Consider the following 17,647-nt stretch of genomic DNA (forward strand, 5'->3'; position numbering starts at 1 on the left):
AACCCGGCCCACCTGGAGCGACCACTCAGCCGACGAGGCGCTCCACGAGGCTGGCCAGGGCGGCGGAGGGGTCGTCCGTCAGCCCGCCGTGGATCGGACCCGGCTGGACCACCGTGCTGCGCGGGGCGCTGAGCCAGCCGAAGCGTCTGCCGAGTCCACCGAGGGTGGGCAGCCCGCCGCCGGTGACCCCGCGGCACACCTGGCACACCGTCTCGAGGGCGTCGCCGACGGCGCCGGTGTCGACGCCGTCGAACAGGGTGCGCAGCCGCGCCTCGTCGACCCGGTAGGCGGCCTCCAAGAACTCCGCGCCCTGGGAGTAGAGGATGACGCCGACGTTGACGAACTCCTCGCGCTCGACGCGGGGGACGCAACGCAGGGTGACGTACTGGTACCCGTGGCGGGTGGGGGCGGTCATGACGCACCGCCCGGCAGCCACGCCGAGGGGTTGGCGACGCGGGCCTGGAAGTGCTCGCGGTAGGCGGCACGCAGCGCGTCGGGGGAGTCCAGGCCCGGGGCCGGTTCGAGCCACTCGTCGGGGACGAGGGCGGTGACCGAGTCGAGCAGCTCGGGCGTCAGCAGCGGGGCCAGCCGTTCGTGGGCGCCGGCCGGGTCGGCGGCGACGTCCCGCAGCACGTGGGTGCTCGCGTCGAAGGGCTGGGCCGCGAAGCGCTCCGGGTTGGCGCCCCGGCTCGGCCAGCCGTGGTGGAAGTAGAGCGCGGCACCGTGGTCGATGAGCCACGGCTCCCGGTGCCAGACCAGCAGGTTCGGGTTGCTCCAGGTGCGGTCGACGTTCGCGGTGAGGGCGTCCAGCCACAGCACCTGGGCCGCCACCTCGGGGCTCGGCGGGCGTGAGCCGTCGTACCCGAACGAGCCGGGGAGGAAGTCGATGCCGAGGTTCAGACCGAGGCTGGCGGTGAGCAGGTCCTGGACCTCTTCGTCCGCCTCGTACTTCGCGATCGGGGCCTGGAGGTCGACCACCGTCAGCCGCGGGACGGCGAGCCCCAGCGCCCGGGCCAGCTCGCCGACGAGCACCTCGGCGACGAGGACCTTGAGCCCCTGGCCGGCGCCGCGGAACTTCAGCACGTAGGTGCCGAGGTCGTCGGCCTCGATGATGCCGGGAAGTGACCCGCCCTCCTTGAGGGGGGTCACGTACCGGGTCGCCGTAATCTGTTCGAGCACGGGCGCCAGCCTAGGGGTCGGGGCGGGTCGCCGGGTCAGGCGTCCCCGACGGTGACGGCCTCGGCCTCGAGGTCGCGCTCCTCCACGGTCCTCTCGGCCGAGTCGTGACCGGCCACCTCGTCGGTCGCCATCACCTCGCGGCGTGCGGTGAGCAGGACGAGGACGGCCAGCACCACGGCACCGGAGCCCACCCAGAAGGGGATGTGCACCGAGCGCTCACCGAGCTTCCCGGCGAGGTATGGCGCGACGGCGCCGCCGCCGAACCGGACGAAGCTGTAGGCCGCCGAGGCGACACCGCGCTCGACCGGCGAGACCTTCATGACGGTCTCGGTGATGAGCGTGTTGTTGATGCCGAGGAACGCTCCCGCGACGATGACGCCGACGACGAGGACCGGCTTGTGCTCCGTGCCGATCGCCATGGCTGCCAACACGATCGCGAACCCGACGAGGGCGCCGACGATGCCGGGAAGGGTGCCGAACCTGCGCTGCAGCCGGGGTGCGACGACCACCGACGTGAAGGCCAGCAGGACTCCCCAGCCGAAGAAGATCAGGCCGACCTCGTGGGCACCCATGGCCAGCGGGAACGGCGTGAAGGCGAGGAGCGTGAAGAAGCCGAAGTTGTAGAGCAGGGCGGTGATGCCGACGGTCAGCAGCCCGCGGTGCGACAGGGCCTTGAGCGGCGCGGCGAGGCTGGTGCCCCGACCGGTCGGCTTCGTCGCGGGAAGGGTCGTGACGATGCCGATGAAGGCGACGGCCATGAGCGCGGAGACACCCCAGAAGGGCCAGCGCCACGAGTGCTCGCCGAGCCAGCCACCCAGCAGCGGCCCGGTCGCGATCCCGACACCCAGCGCGGCTTCGTACAAGATGATCGCCTGGCCGACGGACCCACGAGCGGCGCTGACGATCGTGGCCAGCGCGGTGGCGATGAACAGCGCGTTGCCCAGTCCCCAGACGGCGCGGAAGGCGACGATGCCGCCGACGGAGTCCTGCGCCCCGGCGAGGCCCGCACCCACGATGATGACGAGCAGGCCGACGAGCAGGGTGCGCTTGGCACCGACGCGGCTGGAGACCCAGCCGGTGCCGAGCATGGCGACCCCCATCACGGCCATGTAGCTCGTGAACAGCAGGGAGACCTGGGAGGCACTCGCCCCGAGGTCGTCGGCGATGGGCTTGAGGATGGGATCGACGAGGCCGATGCCCATGAACGCGATGACACAGGCGAAGGCGACGGACCAGACGGTCCTGGGTTGGCGCCACATGGAGCGAGACGTCCTTTCAGTTGGGGATGGTGCGGGCGGCCCGGTGCAGCAGGTCGTCCAGGGCGGCGACGGCGTCGCGCAGTCGCGCGACCTCGGCGTCGTCCAGCGTGGTGAGCGTGGGGGAGAGGACAGCGGCGCGGGCCCGACGGATCTCCTCGAGCGCGTCGCGTCCTGCTGGGGTCAGGGACAGCAGGCTCGCGCGGGCGTCGTGCGGGTCGGGGACCCGCTGCGCCCAGCCCTGGGACTCCAGGCGCTGCAGGGCTGTGGACATCGTCGGCTGGCTGCAGTGGTCGGCCTCGGCGAGCGCACTCACGCGGGCAGGGCCCAGCTCGTCGAGGAGAGCGAGCAGCCGGGCCTGGGCGTAGGAGACGTCGAAGGCGGCGAGTCGCGACGCCCAACGAGACAGCCGGGCCGCCGAACGCAGCAGGTCGTTGGCGACCGTCTCCCGGGGGTTCATGCCTCCCACTTTACATAGGTGACCTATGTAATCCAATCCGGGGTGGGGACCACCGCGAATGACGCCCAGGACGCGCAGGGCTCCCACTGCTCCTGTGCCCGGACCACCGACCGCAGCAGGAGGCACCCCTTGAAGTCACTTCGCATCGGAGAGCTCGCCCCGGAGTTCGACCTTCCCGACCAGACCGGCACCCAGCGCAGTCTGACCAGCCTGCTCGCGGAGGGGAGCGTCGTCCTCTTCTTCTACCCGGCGGCGCTCAGCGGTGGCTGCACCAAGGAGGCCTGCCACTTCCGCAACCTCAAGGCGGAGTTTGCGGCGGCCGGTGCCCAGCCCGTCGGCATCAGCATGGACACGGTCGACGCCCAGGCGCAGTTCGACGGCAAGGAGTCGCTCGGCATGCCACTGCTGTCCGACGCGGACGGTGCCGTCGCCACCGCCTTCGGGGTGCGCCGGAAGTACATCACCCCGGTGAAGCGGGCGACCTTCGTCATCGCCCCCGACCGCCGGATCATCGAGGTCATCGAGTCCGAGTGGAGCATGGACAAGCACGCGGACACCGCCCTGCAGGTCCTCGGCGCGCCCGTCAAGCGCTGACGCCAGACCCTCCGGAGCCGGTGCGGTCCCTGGCCTCAGCCACGCAGGGACCGCACCGTGGCGACGGTGTCAGCCTCTTCGGCGGTCTTGTCGTCGCGGTAGCGGAGCACCCGGGCGAAGCGAAGGGCCATCCCGCCGGGGTAGCGCGACGACGTCTGGATGCCGTCGAAGGCGATCTCGACGACCTGCTCGGGCCGCACGTGCACGACGTGGCCCTTGCGGCTGGTCTCGAGCTCGAGGAACCGCGCCGTCTGCCAGGTGAGGACCTCGTCGGTCATCCCCTTGAACGTCTTGCCCAGCATGACGAAGCCACCGGTCTCGGGGTCGCGGGCACCCAGGTGGATGTTGGACAGCCACCCCTCGCGACGGCCGCTGCCCCACTCGACGGCCAGCACGACGAGGTCGAGGGTGTGCCGGGGCTTGACCTTGACCCAGCCCGCACCACGGCGCCCGGCTGCATACGGGGCTGACGGCGTCTTCACGACGACGCCCTCGTGCCCCTCGGCGACCAGGCGGTGGAAGAACTCGGCGGCCTCGCTCGCCGACGGCGCCAGCGTTCGCGGCACCTGCCACGGCTCGGGGACGAGGCCGGCGAGCCGGTCGAAACGCTCGGTCGCAGGCAGGTCGAGCAGGTCCTCGCCGTCGACGTGCAGCAGGTCGAAGAAGTAGGGCGTCACGGGGACCGCGGCGCGCAGCTCGTCGACGCCGGTGCTGCTCATCGTGCGTGACGCCGTCTCCTGGAAGGGCCTCGGCCGACCCGCGTCGTCGAGCGCGATCGCCTCCCCGTCGATGACCAGGCGTCGAGCCGGCAGGGCCAGCACCGCCTCGACCACCTCGGGGAGGCGGTCGGTGATGTCGTCGAGGGAGCGGGTGAAGAGCCGGACCTCGTCGCCGTCGCGATGGGCCTGCAGGCGGATGCCGTCGAGCTTGCCGTCGACGAAGGCACTCCCGTCGCCGGGGGCGACCTGCTCCCAGGCCGCCTCGACGTCGGGGGCGGACGCGGCCAGCATGGGCCGCACCGGGCGACCGACCTCCAGCCCGATCTCGGCCAGCGCCGCACTGCCGCCGGCGAGGGCAGCTGCCGCGACGGGCCCGGTGTGGCCGGCGAGCATCACCGCGCGACGGACCTCGGCCTCGGGGACCTCGGACGCCGAGGCGATGGCGGCCAGCATGACGCCGTCGAGCGCCCCCTGACGCACCTGGCCGGTGACCAGGGCCCGCAGGTAGACCTGCTCGTCGGCGGTCAGCCGCTCAAACAGTTCCACCACCGCCGCCGCCCGGGTGGCGCCCGAGCCGGCGCCGCCGATGTGGCCGATGGTCGTGAGCGCCTCGTCCACCTCGGCCACCGTCACCGACGGCTCGGCCGCGGGCTCGGGCAGGGTGGACAGCCCGCGCCAGCTCACCCCGATGCGCCGTTGCGGCAGGACCCCGGAGAGGTAGGCGGCGACCGTCGCCGCGTCGTCGGGGCCGGCGGACCGCAGCGCGTCGGCGACGGCGGCGGTCTTGGCGAGGCGGGAACGGGTCGCGGACGCCGTGTGGGACGCGGCGACGACATCGGCGAGGAGCACGCTCCGAACCTAGCCGCCGGTGCCGACAACCGCCCCGACGACCGCCCCGACGACCAGGCCGAGCGCCGACCGCGCCCCGCCGAGGAGCTCGACGGGGCGCGGTCGGTGCGACGCAGCGGTGCTCAGCCGGCGAGCACGTCCGCGAGGTCGACGGAGTCGAAACCGTGTGCCTCGGCCACGGGGGCGTAGGTGACGTGCCCGTCGTGGGTGTTGAGGCCGAGCGCGAGCGGACGGTTGGCACCCAGGGCCGAGCGCCACCCCTGGTTGGCGAGCTGCACGGCATACGGCAGGGTCACGTTGGTGAGCGCGTAGGTGCTGGTGTGCGGCACCGCCCCCGGCATGTTCGCGACGCAGTAGAAGACCGAGTTGTGGACCTCGTAGGTGGGGTCGGCGTGGGTCGTCGGACGGGAGTCCTCGAAGCAGCCGCCCTGGTCGATGGAGATGTCGACGAGCACCGAGCCCGGCTTCATCCGCGAGACCTGCTCGTTGGTGACGAGCTTGGGCGCCTTGGCGCCGGGGACGAGGACCGCGCCGATGACGAGGTCGGCGTCGGCGATCGCCCGCTCCACCTCGTAGGCGTTGGAGGCGACGGTCTGGCAGTGGCCCTGGTAGATCGCGTCCGCGTGGCGCAGCTTGCTGATGTCGCGGTCGAGCAGGAGGACCTCGGCCTGCATGCCCAGCGCGATGGCGGCGGCGTTCATGCCGGAGACCCCGGCGCCGATGACGACCACCTTCGCGGCATACACCCCGCTCACGCCACCCATGAGGACGCCGCGGCCGCCCTGGGCGCGCATCAGGGTGTGGGCCCCGACCTGGGGCGCGAGCCGGCCTGCGACCTCGGACATGGGCGCGAGCAGCGGCAGGGAGCGGTCGGGCAGCTCGACGGTCTCGTAGGCGATGCCGGTCACCTTGCGCTTGACCAGCTCCTCCGTGAGGGGGCGGTCGGCGGCGAGGTGGAGGTAGGTGAAGAGGGTCTGGCCCTCGCGCATGCGGTGGTACTCCGCCTCGATCGGCTCCTTGACCTTGAGGATCAGGTCACCGGTGCCCCAGACGTCGTCGGCGGTGTCGAGGATCGTCGCCCCGGCGGCGACGTAGTCCTCGTCGAGGATGGAGGAGCCGACACCGGCGTCCTTCTCGACGTACACCTCGTGGCCGTGGACGACGAGCTCGTGCACCCCCGACGGCGTGATGGCGACGCGGTACTCGTTGTTCTTGACCTCGCGGGGGATCCCGACCTTCATGTGGCGCTCCTCAGGGCTAGGCGTGGTCCTCGAACAATGGCGGAGATGGCGCGTGCTGCCAACCTCGACGCAGAGGACCGTGCTCAGGGGAGCGCGGCGGGCGCCTCGGCACCGGGCCGGGGCGGGGGAGCGGTCGACTCAGGGGGCGACTGCGGAGGAGTGGTTGAGCGCACCGATCAGGGCGACCCGCCACGGGGTGGCCTCGCGGCTCGTGCGGCAGGACGCGCCGCCGCAGGAGCACATCCAGACCCAGCCACCGAGGCTGGAGCGCTGGACGCGAGGATGGTGGAGGGCTGAGGACCGGTGGGCCGTGCGGCTGTTCATCTCTCGAAGGTAGGACTGGGCGAGCACGCCCACCGGGCGCCGCGCCGCAGGTCGGCCACCCTCACGAGGCATCCCGGCCGAACGGACGAGACGGGTATGGGGCGTTGTCGCCACCCCTCGTCACCGCACGGACCGTCGGGTGTCCGGGACGGGGGCGTGGAGAGGTCCATCGGGGTCGTCCGGCGACGTCCTGACGGGGTGGTTTTCCCTTGGCACCGAGGCGGTTTGGGAGTTGTGCCCGCTGACGTGTATCGTTCCGGGTCGCAGCAGGCGCTCCTCTGGAGGGCATGTGAAACACCTTGTCCGGGTGGCGGAATGGCAGACGCGCTAGCTTGAGGTGCTAGTGCCCTTTATCGGGCGTGGGGGTTCAAGTCCCCCTCCGGACACCAATGCGAAGAGGACCCCCATGCTTCACCGGGGGTCCTCTTCGCATTGAAGCCAGCAGGTGGACTTGGGAGCCCGCCGCAGCGGAGCGAGGACGGGCGGCTCCCCCTCCGGACACCAATGCGAAGAGGACCCCCACAGACGTGGGGGTCCTCTTCGTTTCCCCGACGCGCCTAGGGTGGACGGCATGAGCGATGCCACCAGCCCTGCCCCTTCCGTCGACGGCCCCGTCGAAGGTCCGGTCGACGAGGTCGTGCGGATCTGCCGGGACCTCATCCGGATCGACTCCACGAACTACGGCGACGGCAGCGGCCCGGGGGAGCGGGAGGCGGCGGAGTACGTCGTCGCGCAGCTGCGCGAGGTCGGCCTCGAGCCCACGGTCGTCGAGAGCGACCCCGGCCGGGTCAGCGTCATCGTCCGGGTCGAGGGGCGGGACCGGGACCGGCCCGCCCTGTGCATCCACGGCCACCTCGACGTCGTGCCGGCGAACGCGGCCGACTGGCAGGTCGACCCGCTGAGCGCCGAGCTGCGTGACGGCTGCGTCTGGGGTCGCGGCGCCGTCGACATGAAGGACATGGACGCCATGATCCTGGCCAACATCCGCGACCTCGCCCGACGTGGCGCCAAGCCGCCGCGCGACGTGGTGTTCGCCTTCTTCGCCGACGAGGAGGCCGGGGGAGTCAAGGGCTCGCACCACGTCGTCAAGACCCGTCCCGAGCTGTTCGACGGCGTCACCGAGGCGGTCAGCGAGGTCGGCGGCTACAGCGTCACCGTCCCGACCAAGGACGGCGAGCAGACCCGCGCCTACCTCGTGCAGACCGCCGAGAAGGGCATCCTCTGGCTGCGCCTCGTCGCCACCGGGCGCGCCGGCCATGGCTCGGTGCCGAACCCCGACAACGCGATCGTCCACCTGGCCGAGGCCATCAGCCGGATCAACGCCCACAAGTGGCCGCGCGAGTACATCGCCTCGGTCCGCGAGCTCCTCGACGGGCTCAGCGACCTCACCGGCACGAGCTACTCCGACGAGGACCTCGACGAGCTCCTCGACCACCTCGGGGGCGCGCAGGGCTTCGTGCGCGGGACGCTCCAGGACACCGCGAACTTCACGATGACCGAGGCCGGCTACAAGCACAACGTCATCCCGCAGGGCGCCAGCGCGGCGCTGGACTGCCGCTTCCTGCCGGGCCACGACGAGGACCTGCTCGCCACGATCCGTGAGCTCGCGGGCGACAAGGTCGAGGTGCAGGTCGTCCACCGCGACATCGCGCTGGACTCGCCGTTCGAGGGTGCCCTGGTCGACGCGATGACCGCGGCCCTGCTCGCCGAGGACCCCGGCGCCCAGGTCCTGCCGTACTGCCTCTCCGGCGGCACCGACAACAAGGCCCTGAGCACCCTCGGCATCACCGGCTACGGCTTCGCGCCGCTCCAGCTCCCCGCGGACCTCGACTTCGCCCCGATGTTCCACGGCATCGACGAGCGGGTGCCGGTGTCGGCCCTGGAGTTCGGCGCCAAGGTGCTCCAGCGCTTCATCGCGACCTGCTGAGGTTCGGTATGGCGCGGGGCCCGGCCCCGCGCCATACCGACCTCGGTCACGGGTTTCCTACTCACCCGTAGCCTTCGCGCGCGTGTCTCGTTTGACCGGATACAGACCCCGCTTGTCCGGCAAAGGAGCCACCATGACCCGGCGTCGCCCCCACCTGCTCGCCCTGCGCTCGGTCGCCGCGCTCGGGGTGGCTGCCACCCTCGCCGCGCTGACGGCCCCGATGTCGCACGCCGGCGGCCTGCCCGAGCCCGTGAGCACTGCCGTCGGCAGTGCCACGTCGGCCGTCAAGGGGGCCACGGGCGGGTTGGGCCTGCCCGTCCCCAGCGCCCCGACCACGGTGCCCACGACGCGGCTGCCCACGGGCACACTGCCCACGGGCGCCGGGTCCACGACCGCGACCAGCGGCCCGTCGTCCACCGGCACCGCCCGGCCCGGGAACGCGGGCGGCACCCCGTCCAGCTCCACGACGTCCCCCCGACCGGGATCGGGCGCATCGCCGGCACCGGGCACCGGCAACGGCGCCGTTGTCGACTCGCCGGCGGCGACGGTCTGCCTCATCCCCACGGGGACGTCCTCGCCCGCGGTCGAGGTGGACCTCGAGGCGGCCGGGGTCGACCTCTCCTCACCACTGGTCAAGCAGTTCCCCCAGGCCCTCGCCCGCTGCCCGAGGGGTGCGGTCCCCGCCGGCGACCACGTGCTGTCGGTCGACGCCGCCATCAAGGGCCTGCTCGGCGCCTGCGTGCGCGTGACGCGTCAGGTGGTCCCGGTGCAGACGACCCTGGTGGTGCTCGACCGCGATCTGATCACCGAGCTGACCAAGGCCGGCGTCCCCCTCGACCGCCTGGTCGTCCCGTGCCCCCGAGAGGCCACCGCGCCGCCCACGGCCGACGCACCGACGGAAGCGGACCCCGGTCGACCGGCGGCGAGCTCCCGCCCGGCACAGGCCTCGGCGCTGCCCGCCGGGCTGGCCTTCACCGGCAGCGACTCGGTGCCGCTGGCCATGGTCGGCGCGGGGCTTCTGTGGCTCGGCGTCCTGCTGACGCGACGCGCCCGGGCCGCGTTCAGTACTGACGAGGGACGCGGATGATCTTGCGGCGCAGCCAGGTCCGCTGGACCCCGCCGAGGTAGATCCGGGTTCGGTGCAGCTCCCAGTGGCCGTACTCGGCGTGCTCCACCAGGGCGCGTCGGATGTCGGACCGGGAATCTCCTCGCGTGAAGCTCACCACGCGGTACTCGTACTCAACCATCGACGCCATTGTCACCCAGAACCCGCTACGGTCGGCACATGACCGCAGACCCGCGTGGCGCGCTGGCCGACCTCGTGGCCGCTTTCGAGCGGCACCTCGAGGCCTCGGCCTCCAAGCGCGGGGAGGACGACCCCACGGTCATCGCGTCGTACGACGACCTCGCCGACGCCTTCGCCTCCTACGACGACGCCCTCCTCCAGGCCTACGGCGAGATGACGCCCCTGGACATCTACGACGGTGACGACGAGGACGACGACGAAGAGCTGGACGACCACTCCGACGAGGACGGCGACGGGGCGGTCTACTCGGGCCTCGACGACGCCGACTACGACGACGACACGGATGACGACGACGAGGCCGACGACCGCCGCTGAGGCGTGCTGACCCCAGCCGTCAGTCGGACACCTCGTCGAGCGCGGCCACGAGCTCGGCCGGCAGCTCGAGGTCCTCACTGGCCAGGGACGTGCGCAGCTGCGCGGTGGTGCGGGCCCCGACGACCGGGCTCACCACACCCGGGCGGTCTCGCACCCAGGCCAGGGCGACCTCGGCGGCGCTGACCTCCAGCCCCCTGGCGGCGATGGCCAGCGCCTCGACGACGGCGGTGCTGCGGTCGTCGAGGTAGCGGGCCGTGAACCGCGGGAAGTCCCGCGATGCGGCGCGGGAGTCGGCCGGGACGCCGTGACGGTACTTGCCGGTGAGCACGCCGCGCCCCAGCGGCGACCAGGGCAGGATCCCGAAGCCCAGCGCCTGCGCCGCGTCGAGCAGGTCGGGCTCCGGGTGTCGGTGCACGAGGGAGTACTCGACCTCGTTGGCCACCAACGGAACTCGCGACTGCTCAAGCAGCGAGAACGCCCGCGCGCTCTGCCACCCGCTGAAGTTGGAGACCCCGACGTACCTCGCCCGACCGGTGGCGACAGCCCACTCGAGCGCCGAGAGCGTCTCGGCCAGCGGCGACTCGTCCGACCAGGTGTGGACGAGCCAGAGGTCGACGTGGTCGGTGCCGAGGCGTTCCAGCGAGGTGTCCAGCTGGCGCAGGAGGCTGTGGCGCGAGGTGTCGACGACCCGCTGGCCCGAGCGGCGCGAGATGCCCGACTTGGTGCAGATGACCACGTCCTCGCGGTCCACGCCGTCGTCCAGCAGGCGGCCGATGATCTCCTCGGAGGCGCCGTCGGAGTAGCCGTGGGCGGTGTCCACGAAGTTGCCGCCGGCATCGAGGAACATCCGGAGCTGGTCGCGGGCGCCCTCCACGTCGGTGGTCCGACCCCAGGTCATCGTCCCCAGGGCGAGCCGTGACACCGACAGGCCGGAGGTCCCCATTCGTCGCTGGCGCATGGTTCCTCACCGTAGTCGCAGCAGTCGGGACGGCCCGCCTCGGCACGCGCGGCCGGACCCGCCGATAGCCTCGGCCCATGGAACTCGGTGTGAACCTCGGCTACTTCGGCATGGGCATGGACCAGGACAACGTCGCTGTGGCGCAGGAGGCCGACCGCCTCGGCTACGCCGTCGCCTGGGTGGCAGAGGCCTACGGCTCGGACGTCCCGACGGTGCTGTCCTGGATCGGGGCGCTCACCGAGCAGATCCACCTCGGCGCGGCGGTCATGCAGATCCCGGCGCGCACCCCCGCCATGACGGCGATGACCGCCGCGACGCTCGACACCCTCTCGGGTGGTCGGTTCCGGCTGGGCCTCGGCGTCAGCGGACCACAGGTGAGCGAGGGCTGGCACGGGGTGCCGTTCGCCGCCCCACTGGGCCGCACCCGCGAGTACGTCGACATCGTCCGGATGGCGCTGCGCCGCGAGACGGTGGCCTACTCCGGCAAGCACTTCACGCTGCCGCTGCCCGACGGCCCCGGCAAGGCCCTCAAGCTCACCATCCACCCGCCACGCCCGGACCTGCCGATCTACCTCGCTGCCGTCGGGCCGAAGAACCTCGAGCTCGCCGGTGAGGTCGCCGACGGCTGGCACGCGATCTTCTTCAGCCCGGAGCACTCGGGGGACCAGGTCGCCAGCGTGGCCGCCGGCCGCCGACGCGCGGGGCGGGGCACCGAGGAGAACCCGTTGGAGGGCTTCGACATCGCGCCGTCGGTCCCCGTGGTCGTGGCCGACGACGTCGAGGCCGCCGCCGACGCGATCCGCCCGTACGCCGCGCTCTACATCGGCGGCATGGGGTCCCGGGAGCAGAACTTCTACAACCAGCTCGCCTGCCGCATGGGGTTCGAGGACGCCGCGGCGAAGGTGCAGGACCTCTACCTGGCCAAGCAGCACCGCGACGCGGCGGCGGCCGTGCCGTTCGAGTTCATCGACGCCACCTCGCTCATCGGCCCGCGGGAGCGCATCGCCGAGCGCATCGGCCGGTATGCCGCCGCGGGCGTGGGCACGCTGTCGGTCGCCCCCTTCGCCGGTGGCCTCGACGCCCGGCTGCATGTCGTGCGGACCATGGCCGAGGTGATGGGAGAGACTGGGGCCTGACCCCGACGCCCGGCACCGCGGACGACGACCCCTGTCGTCCCGCCCCGCGAATGCCGCCGTCCTCGTCCCCGCCCTCGAAAGAGCAGATCTGTGACCCTCAGCTACCTCGACGCCGTCATCCTCGGCATCGTCGAAGGACTCACCGAGTTCCTCCCCGTCTCCTCGACCGGACACCTGACGATCACCGAGAAACTGCTCGGCCTCCCGATCGACGATCCCGGTGTCACCGCCTACACGGCCGTCATCCAGCTCGGGGCGATCCTCGCGACGCTGCTCTACTTCCGCAAGGACATCGTCCGCCTGCTCATGGCCTGGGCCGACGGCCTGCGCAGCGCCGAGGCGCGCGCCCACCACGACTACCAGCTCGCCTGGGCGGTCATCGTCGGCTCGATCCCGGTGGGCATCGTCGGCTTCGCCGCCAAGGACCTCATCGGCGGTCCGCTGCGCAGCCTCTGGGTCGTGGCCGGGGCCCTCATCCTGTGGAGCGCGGTGATGTACCTCGCGGAGACCCGGCACGCAGCGCTGGCCAAGCGGGGCGAGGAGCGCGGCGAGGGTGAGGTCACGCTCAAGGACGGGCTGATCATCGGTCTCGTGCAGTGCGCCTCCCTGGTCCCCGGTGTCTCGCGTTCGGGTGCGACGATCTCGGCCGGTCTGTTCCGCGGGATCGACCGCCTCACCGCGACGCGGCTGTCGTTCTTCATGGCCATCCCTGCGCTCACCGCGGCGGGCTTGTTCGAGATGGTCAGCGAGACCGACCACCTGAGGCTGCTCGGCGTCGGCCAGATGGCCGTCGGGGTCGTCGTCTCGTTCGCCGTCGCCTACGCCTCGATCGCGTGGCTGCTGAAGTTCGTCAGCACCAACAAGATCACGGCCTTCGTCTGGTACCGCGTCGTCCTCGGCATCGTCCTGCTCGTCGTGCTCTCGGCCGGCTGGATGAGCGCGAGCTGAGTCAGCGACCTGAGGGACCCGAGGGACCCGAGGGGCGGGGTGGGGTGACCCGGCCCGTCCCTCGTCGTCAGAGCCAGCCGGAGCGGCGGAACGCCCGATACAGCAGGGAGCAGACCCCGGCCATGACGGCCAGCACGGCGAAGTAGCCGTACTGCCACTTGAGCTCGGGCATGTTCTCGAAGTTCATGCCGTAGATGCCGGCGATCATCGTGGGCACCGCGGCGATCGCGACCCAGGCCGAGATCTTGCGCATGTCGCTGTTCTGCTGGACGGTGATCTGCGCGAGGTGGGCGTTGAGCACGTCGGTGAGCAGGCGGTCGTACGACTCGACGTGGTCGATGACGCGCAGCAGGTGGTCGGCGACGTCCCGGAACAGCAGCCGCATCTCCTTGACGGGGACCGGGCTGCGCGACCCGTCATGGAGCATGTTGAGCGGGGCGGCGAGCGGCGTCGCCGCCCGGCGGAACTCGACGACCTCGCGCTTGAGGCTGTAGATCTGCTCTGAGTCGGCGTGTCCTCGCCCTCCGAACACGGCAGCCTCGATCTGCTCGAGGTCGGTCTGCAGCTCGGCGTCGATCTCGACGTAGTTGTCGACGATCGCGTCCATGACGGCGTGCAGCACGGAGATCTCTCCGTGCCGCAGCATCTCCGGCTTGGCCTCGAGACGCTTGCGCACGGTCGCCAGGGGGCTGAGCTCGCCGTACCGGACCGTGACGACGAAGCGGTCGCCGACGAAGAGCATCACCTCGCCGGTCTCCACGTCGCTCGTGGCCTCGACGTAGCGCAGGGTCTTGAGCACCACGAAGATCGTGTTGTCGTAGAGCTCGACCTTGGCGCGCTGGTTGCCCTTGACGGCGTCCTCGACCGCGAGGGGGTGCAGCTTGAGCTCGTCGTTGACGAGCTCGAACTCGGCGTCGGTCGGGTCCTTGAGCCCGATCCAGAGGAAGGCGTGCGGGTCGTCCCCGGTGCGCAGGGCGTCCAGGGCGTCGCTGAGGTCGCCGCACTGCTGACGGACGCCGTGGCGGTAGATGGCTTGGTCGACGATCACGGGGGCTACTCCACCACGTCCGTGCGCACGGTGCGAGCAGGTCGGACGTAGAGTTCCCGGGTGCCCACCCTGCTGCTCGTCCGCCACGGCCACTCCAGCGCGAACGGCGAGGGGATCCTCGCCGGACGGCTGCCCGGCATCCACCTCACCGACCGCGGCCGCGAGCAGGCGCAACGGCTCGGGGAGCGGTTCGCGGACGTGTCCGTCGTCCGTGTCGTGAGCAGTCCGCTGGAGCGCTGCCTGGAGACGGCGGCCCCGCTCGCAGAGGTCGTGGGGGTGCCGGTGCAGGTCGAGGACGACCTCCAGGAGTGCGCGTACGGCGCATGGAGCGGTCGCAAGCTCGCCGAGCTCGCCAAGGAGCCGCTGTGGTCGACGGTGCAGGACGAGCCCACCGCGGCGCGCTTCCCCGACCACGAGACGTATGCGGCCGAGAGCCTGCAGGAGATGAGCGACCGGGTGGTGGCCGCGGTGCGCCGCATCGACGCGGAGGTCGCGGCCGAGCACGGCGACAAGGCCGTCTGGGTGGCGCTGTCCCACGGGGACCTCGTCAAGGCGCTGCTCGCCGACGCCACCGGCTCGGGCCTGGGCCACTTCCAGCGCTACACCGCCGACCCGGCCTCGGTCTCCGCGATCCGGTACGGCGGCCGCCACACCTTCCTCCTCGCGGCCAACGAGACCACGCCCGACCTCACGCGCTTCGTCCCCGCCCCCGACGCCCCGCCGACGGGTGATGCGCAGGTCGGTGGGGGAGCCGGTTAGAGTTTTGTCCATGTCGCTGCTCGAGTTCGACCCGCCGGACCGGTTCGTCGCCGGGACCGTCGGACCCCCCGGCCAGCGGACCTTCTTCCTCCAGGCCAGCGAGGGGCGCCGCATCAGCAGCGTGTCCCTCGAGAAGGAGCAGGTCCTCGTCCTCGCGACGCGGATCAACGACCTGCTCGACAGCTATGCCGGTGGCAGTGGCGGCGACCACGCCGCGGCCGAGGTCGTCGACAATGCTCCGCTGGACACCCCGATCGAGGACGACTTCCGCGTCAACACCCTCGCCCTGGCGTGGGACGAGGACCGCCGGGTCGTCGTCATCGAGGCGCTCGACCGGGACCCCGACGAGCCGGAGGCAGGCGACCCGGAGGTGCTCGCCTCCGAGCCGCGCCAGATCCGCGTCGTCCTGACCCCGGCCCGGGCACGGGCGTTCGCGCGTCGGGCCCAGTCCATCGTCGCCGCCGGCCGTCCGCCCTGCCCGTTCTGCGGTGGGCCGCTGGAGACCGAGGGCCACATCTGTCCTCGCGCGAACGGCTACAAGCGCTGAGCCCGAGCCAGTCCGCTGACGCGGCACTCCTCGACGTCCTGTCCCGGGAGGACCTCGAGGTCGTCGGTCGGCTGTCGGACGCCTCCAACTTCGCCGTCCTGGTGCGGGTGGGGGTCGACGGACCGTGGGCCATCTACAAGCCGGTCCAGGGGGAGCGGCCGCTGTGGGACTTCCCTGACGGCACGCTCGCCGGGCGCGAGGTCGCCTGCTACCTCATCAGCGCCGCAGGTGGCTGGGACGTCGTGCCCCCGACGGTGCTGCGGTCCGGGCCGAACGGCCTGGGCTCGGTGCAGCAGTGGGTGGGCGACCCGGGCGAGGAGCCGGAGCACCCCGTGGATCTCGTTGCCCCGAAAGAGGTTCCGCAGGGGTGGCTGCCCGTGCTGCGTGGTGAGAACGAGCTGGGCCAGCCGGTCGTCGTCGTCCACGAGGACTCCGAGTCGGCCCGCTCGGTCGCTGCCTTCGACGCACTGATCAACAACTCCGACCGCAAGGGCTCGCACCTCGTCCGCGACGGCGGGCGGCTGCGGGGCTTCGACCACGGGGTCAGCCTGCACGTCGAGCCCAAGCTGCGCACCGTGCTCTGGGGCTTCGCCGGCGACCCGCTCCCGGAGGTCGAGCTCTCCCGCATCGCGACCGTCTGCGCCCTTGTCGAGGACGAGGACTCCGCGCTGCGGGCCGACCTCGACGCGCTCCTGACCATCAACGAGGTCGCAGCCCTCCTGGGGAGGGGTCGACGACTGCTCGACCGCGCGGCATACCCGGTGCCGTCCGGGCAGTGGCCGGCCATCCCGTGGCCGCCGCTGTGAGCGGTCATCGTAGAGTTCCGCTGTGATCTCCTGGCCCACGCCGTTCCTCCCCGCCGTCCCCGGCACCGGACACCCGGTCCAGGTCTTCGACACCGCGAGCGGTGAGGTCCGTCCCCTCACCCCGGGCCCGACGGCGCGGATGTACGTCTGTGGCATCACGCCGTACGACGCCACCCACATGGGGCACGCCGCGACCTACGTGACGTTCGACGTCCTCGGCCGGGCGCTGCGGGACGCGGGCCACACGGTGGAGTACGTCCAGAACATCACCGACGTCGACGACCCGCTCATCGAGCGGGCCGAGCGCGACGGTGTGCGCTGGCAGGACCTCGCCACCCGTGAGATCGCGCTCTTCCGCGAGGACATGACCGCACTGGCCGTCATCCCCCCGGACCACTACGTCGGGGTCGTCGAGAGCATCGAGCCCGTCGCCGCAGCCGTCCGCGGGCTGCTCACCACCGGTGCGGCCTACGAGGTCGAGACGGCGGAGTCGGAGGGCAACGACCTCTACCTCGACCTGGCCAGCGACGAAGGCTTCGGTTCGGTGTCCAACTGGACGCGCGACCAGATGATCGAGGTGTTCGCCGAGCGCGGCGGCGACCCGGACCGCGCGGGCAAGCGCGACGCGCTCGACCCGCTGCTGTGGCGCTCGGCCCGTGACGGCGAGCCCTCGTGGCAGGTCGACGGGCTGCCGACCGGACGCCCCGGCTGGCACATCGAGTGCACCGCCATCGCGCTGGAGCACCTGGGCATGACCTTCGACGTCCAGGGCGGCGGCACCGACCTCGTCTTCCCGCACCACGAGATGAGCGCGACGCAGGCCGTCGTCCTCACCAAGGAGCGGCCGTTCGCCCGCACCTACGCCCACCAGGCGATGGTAGGCCTCGACGGCGAGAAGATGAGCAAGTCCAAGGGGAACCTCGTCCTGGTCTCCAGGCTGCGCGCCGACGGCGTGGACCCCATGGCGATCCGGCTGGCGTTGCTGTCGCAGCACTACCGGACCGAGTGGTCCTGGACCGACGACCTCCTGGCCCAGGCGCAGGCCCGGCTCGAGGCGTGGCGCTCGGCGCTGTCGGTCAACGCCGCGCCGGCCACCGACGAGGTCATCGAGCAGGTCCGCCGCCACGTCGCCGACGACCTCGACACCCCCGGTGCCCTCGCTGCCGTCGACCGCTGGGCCAAGGAGTGCCTCACCCGGGGAGGACGCGACGCCACCTCGGCGGGTGTGCTGGCGCGGGCCCTGGACGCCGTCCTCGGCGTCCGCGTCTGACACCA

General features: G+C 71.9%; 20 protein-coding genes and 1 tRNA gene. 11 read left to right on the plus strand and 10 right to left on the minus strand.

Going from position 1 to position 17,647, the window contains the following annotated elements:
- Positions 1 to 25: 25 nt before the first annotated feature.
- From ABD286_RS01055 to ABD286_RS01070, 4 genes are read right to left on the minus strand one after another with little or no spacing between them, the layout of a single operon-like run.
- Complete coding sequence (locus ABD286_RS01055) at positions 26 to 415, minus strand: DUF3037 domain-containing protein (RefSeq protein ID WP_344189409.1); 390 nt, start codon at positions 413 to 415, stop codon at positions 26 to 28.
- The gene (locus ABD286_RS01060) at positions 412 to 1,179 is read right to left on the minus strand and encodes a HipA family kinase (RefSeq protein WP_344189411.1); all 768 of its coding nucleotides are present in this window, start codon (positions 1,177 to 1,179) and stop codon (positions 412 to 414) included. The genes ABD286_RS01055 and ABD286_RS01060 overlap by 4 nt, the downstream gene beginning before the upstream one ends.
- A gap of 35 nt (positions 1,180 to 1,214) precedes the next feature.
- Positions 1,215 to 2,438 (minus strand): MFS transporter, encoded by a 1,224-nt coding sequence (locus ABD286_RS01065; RefSeq protein WP_344189413.1) that lies wholly within the window; start codon positions 2,436 to 2,438, stop codon positions 1,215 to 1,217.
- A 16-nt stretch (positions 2,439 to 2,454) separates the two neighbouring features.
- Complete coding sequence (locus ABD286_RS01070) at positions 2,455 to 2,895, minus strand: MarR family winged helix-turn-helix transcriptional regulator (RefSeq protein WP_344189415.1); 441 nt, start codon at positions 2,893 to 2,895, stop codon at positions 2,455 to 2,457.
- Positions 2,896 to 3,024: 129 nt separating this feature from the next.
- On the opposite strand from ABD286_RS01070, the gene ABD286_RS01075 reads away from it, so the two are divergent.
- Positions 3,025 to 3,489, plus strand: a complete 465-nt coding sequence (locus ABD286_RS01075; protein ID WP_344189417.1) for a peroxiredoxin — start codon at positions 3,025 to 3,027, stop codon at positions 3,487 to 3,489.
- Positions 3,490 to 3,524: 35 nt separating this feature from the next.
- Here ABD286_RS01075 and ABD286_RS01080 read toward each other — a convergent pair whose 3' ends face one another.
- The 3 genes from ABD286_RS01080 to ABD286_RS01090 form a co-directional block, all read right to left on the minus strand.
- Complete coding sequence (locus ABD286_RS01080; RefSeq protein ID WP_344189419.1) at positions 3,525 to 5,057, minus strand: ATP-dependent DNA ligase; 1,533 nt, start codon at positions 5,055 to 5,057, stop codon at positions 3,525 to 3,527.
- Positions 5,058 to 5,179: 122 nt separating this feature from the next.
- The gene (gene ald, locus ABD286_RS01085) at positions 5,180 to 6,298 is read right to left on the minus strand and encodes an alanine dehydrogenase (RefSeq protein ID WP_344189421.1); all 1,119 of its coding nucleotides are present in this window, start codon (positions 6,296 to 6,298) and stop codon (positions 5,180 to 5,182) included.
- 138 nt (positions 6,299 to 6,436) lie between these two features.
- Positions 6,437 to 6,622 carry a hypothetical protein gene (locus ABD286_RS01090; protein WP_344189424.1) on the minus strand — a complete coding sequence of 62 codons (186 nt, stop codon included), beginning with the start codon at positions 6,620 to 6,622 and terminating at the stop codon, positions 6,437 to 6,439.
- Between the two features lie 301 nt (positions 6,623 to 6,923).
- Between ABD286_RS01090 and ABD286_RS01095 the strand changes: the two genes are divergently transcribed.
- From ABD286_RS01095 to ABD286_RS01105, 3 genes are all read left to right on the plus strand, one after another.
- Positions 6,924 to 7,011 (plus strand) — tRNA-Leu (locus ABD286_RS01095).
- Between the two features lie 182 nt (positions 7,012 to 7,193).
- Positions 7,194 to 8,549: a M20/M25/M40 family metallo-hydrolase gene (locus ABD286_RS01100; protein WP_344189426.1), complete on the plus strand. Its 1,356-nt coding sequence runs from the start codon at positions 7,194 to 7,196 to the stop codon at positions 8,547 to 8,549.
- A gap of 133 nt (positions 8,550 to 8,682) precedes the next feature.
- Positions 8,683 to 9,636 (plus strand): hypothetical protein, encoded by a 954-nt coding sequence (locus ABD286_RS01105; protein WP_344189428.1) that lies wholly within the window; start codon positions 8,683 to 8,685, stop codon positions 9,634 to 9,636.
- Here the strand turns inward: ABD286_RS01105 and ABD286_RS01110 are convergent.
- The gene (locus ABD286_RS01110) at positions 9,611 to 9,796 is read right to left on the minus strand and encodes a DUF5703 family protein (protein WP_344189430.1); all 186 of its coding nucleotides are present in this window, start codon (positions 9,794 to 9,796) and stop codon (positions 9,611 to 9,613) included. The genes ABD286_RS01105 and ABD286_RS01110 overlap by 26 nt on opposite strands.
- A 38-nt stretch (positions 9,797 to 9,834) precedes the next feature.
- On the opposite strand from ABD286_RS01110, the gene ABD286_RS01115 reads away from it, so the two are divergent.
- Complete coding sequence (locus ABD286_RS01115; protein ID WP_344189432.1) at positions 9,835 to 10,170, plus strand: primosomal protein; 336 nt, start codon at positions 9,835 to 9,837, stop codon at positions 10,168 to 10,170.
- Between the two features lie 19 nt (positions 10,171 to 10,189).
- Here the strand turns inward: ABD286_RS01115 and ABD286_RS01120 are convergent, their stop codons facing one another.
- Positions 10,190 to 11,128 carry an aldo/keto reductase gene (locus ABD286_RS01120; protein WP_344189434.1) on the minus strand — a complete coding sequence of 313 codons (939 nt, stop codon included), beginning with the start codon at positions 11,126 to 11,128 and terminating at the stop codon, positions 10,190 to 10,192.
- A 77-nt stretch (positions 11,129 to 11,205) separates the two neighbouring features.
- Here ABD286_RS01120 and ABD286_RS01125 point away from each other — a divergent pair, with 77 nt between their 5' ends.
- Positions 11,206 to 12,264: an LLM class F420-dependent oxidoreductase gene (locus tag ABD286_RS01125; protein WP_344189436.1), complete on the plus strand. Its 1,059-nt coding sequence runs from the start codon at positions 11,206 to 11,208 to the stop codon at positions 12,262 to 12,264.
- Between the two features lie 90 nt (positions 12,265 to 12,354).
- Positions 12,355 to 13,212, plus strand: a complete 858-nt coding sequence (locus ABD286_RS01130) for an undecaprenyl-diphosphate phosphatase (protein WP_344189439.1) — start codon at positions 12,355 to 12,357, stop codon at positions 13,210 to 13,212.
- A 67-nt stretch (positions 13,213 to 13,279) separates the two neighbouring features.
- On the opposite strand, the gene corA is transcribed toward ABD286_RS01130, so the two are convergent.
- A complete protein-coding gene (corA, locus tag ABD286_RS01135) occupies positions 13,280 to 14,260 on the minus strand; it encodes a magnesium/cobalt transporter CorA (protein ID WP_344189441.1) in 981 nt (326 codons plus the stop codon).
- 60 nt (positions 14,261 to 14,320) lie between these two features.
- Here corA and ABD286_RS01140 point away from each other — a divergent pair, with 60 nt between their 5' ends.
- From ABD286_RS01140 to mshC, 4 genes are read left to right on the plus strand one after another with little or no spacing between them, the layout of a single operon-like run.
- Positions 14,321 to 15,019, plus strand: a complete 699-nt coding sequence (locus tag ABD286_RS01140; protein WP_344189443.1) for an MSMEG_4193 family putative phosphomutase — start codon at positions 14,321 to 14,323, stop codon at positions 15,017 to 15,019.
- A 10-nt stretch (positions 15,020 to 15,029) separates the two neighbouring features.
- Complete coding sequence (locus tag ABD286_RS01145; protein WP_344189445.1) at positions 15,030 to 15,566, plus strand: DUF3090 domain-containing protein; 537 nt, start codon at positions 15,030 to 15,032, stop codon at positions 15,564 to 15,566.
- A gap of 38 nt (positions 15,567 to 15,604) precedes the next feature.
- On the plus strand, positions 15,605 to 16,372 hold the full coding sequence (locus ABD286_RS01150; protein WP_344193200.1) for an SCO1664 family protein: 768 nt from the start codon (positions 15,605 to 15,607) through the stop codon (positions 16,370 to 16,372).
- Positions 16,373 to 16,394: 22 nt separating this feature from the next.
- Entirely contained in the window at positions 16,395 to 17,642 is a 1,248-nt protein-coding gene (mshC, locus tag ABD286_RS01155) for a cysteine--1-D-myo-inosityl 2-amino-2-deoxy-alpha-D-glucopyranoside ligase (RefSeq protein ID WP_344189447.1), read from the plus strand.
- The last annotated feature ends 5 nt before the right edge of the window (positions 17,643 to 17,647 follow it).

Origin of the sequence: Pedococcus aerophilus, assembly GCF_039532215.1 — a bacterium.
Taxonomy (GTDB): domain Bacteria; phylum Actinomycetota; class Actinomycetes; order Actinomycetales; family Dermatophilaceae; genus Pedococcus; species Pedococcus aerophilus.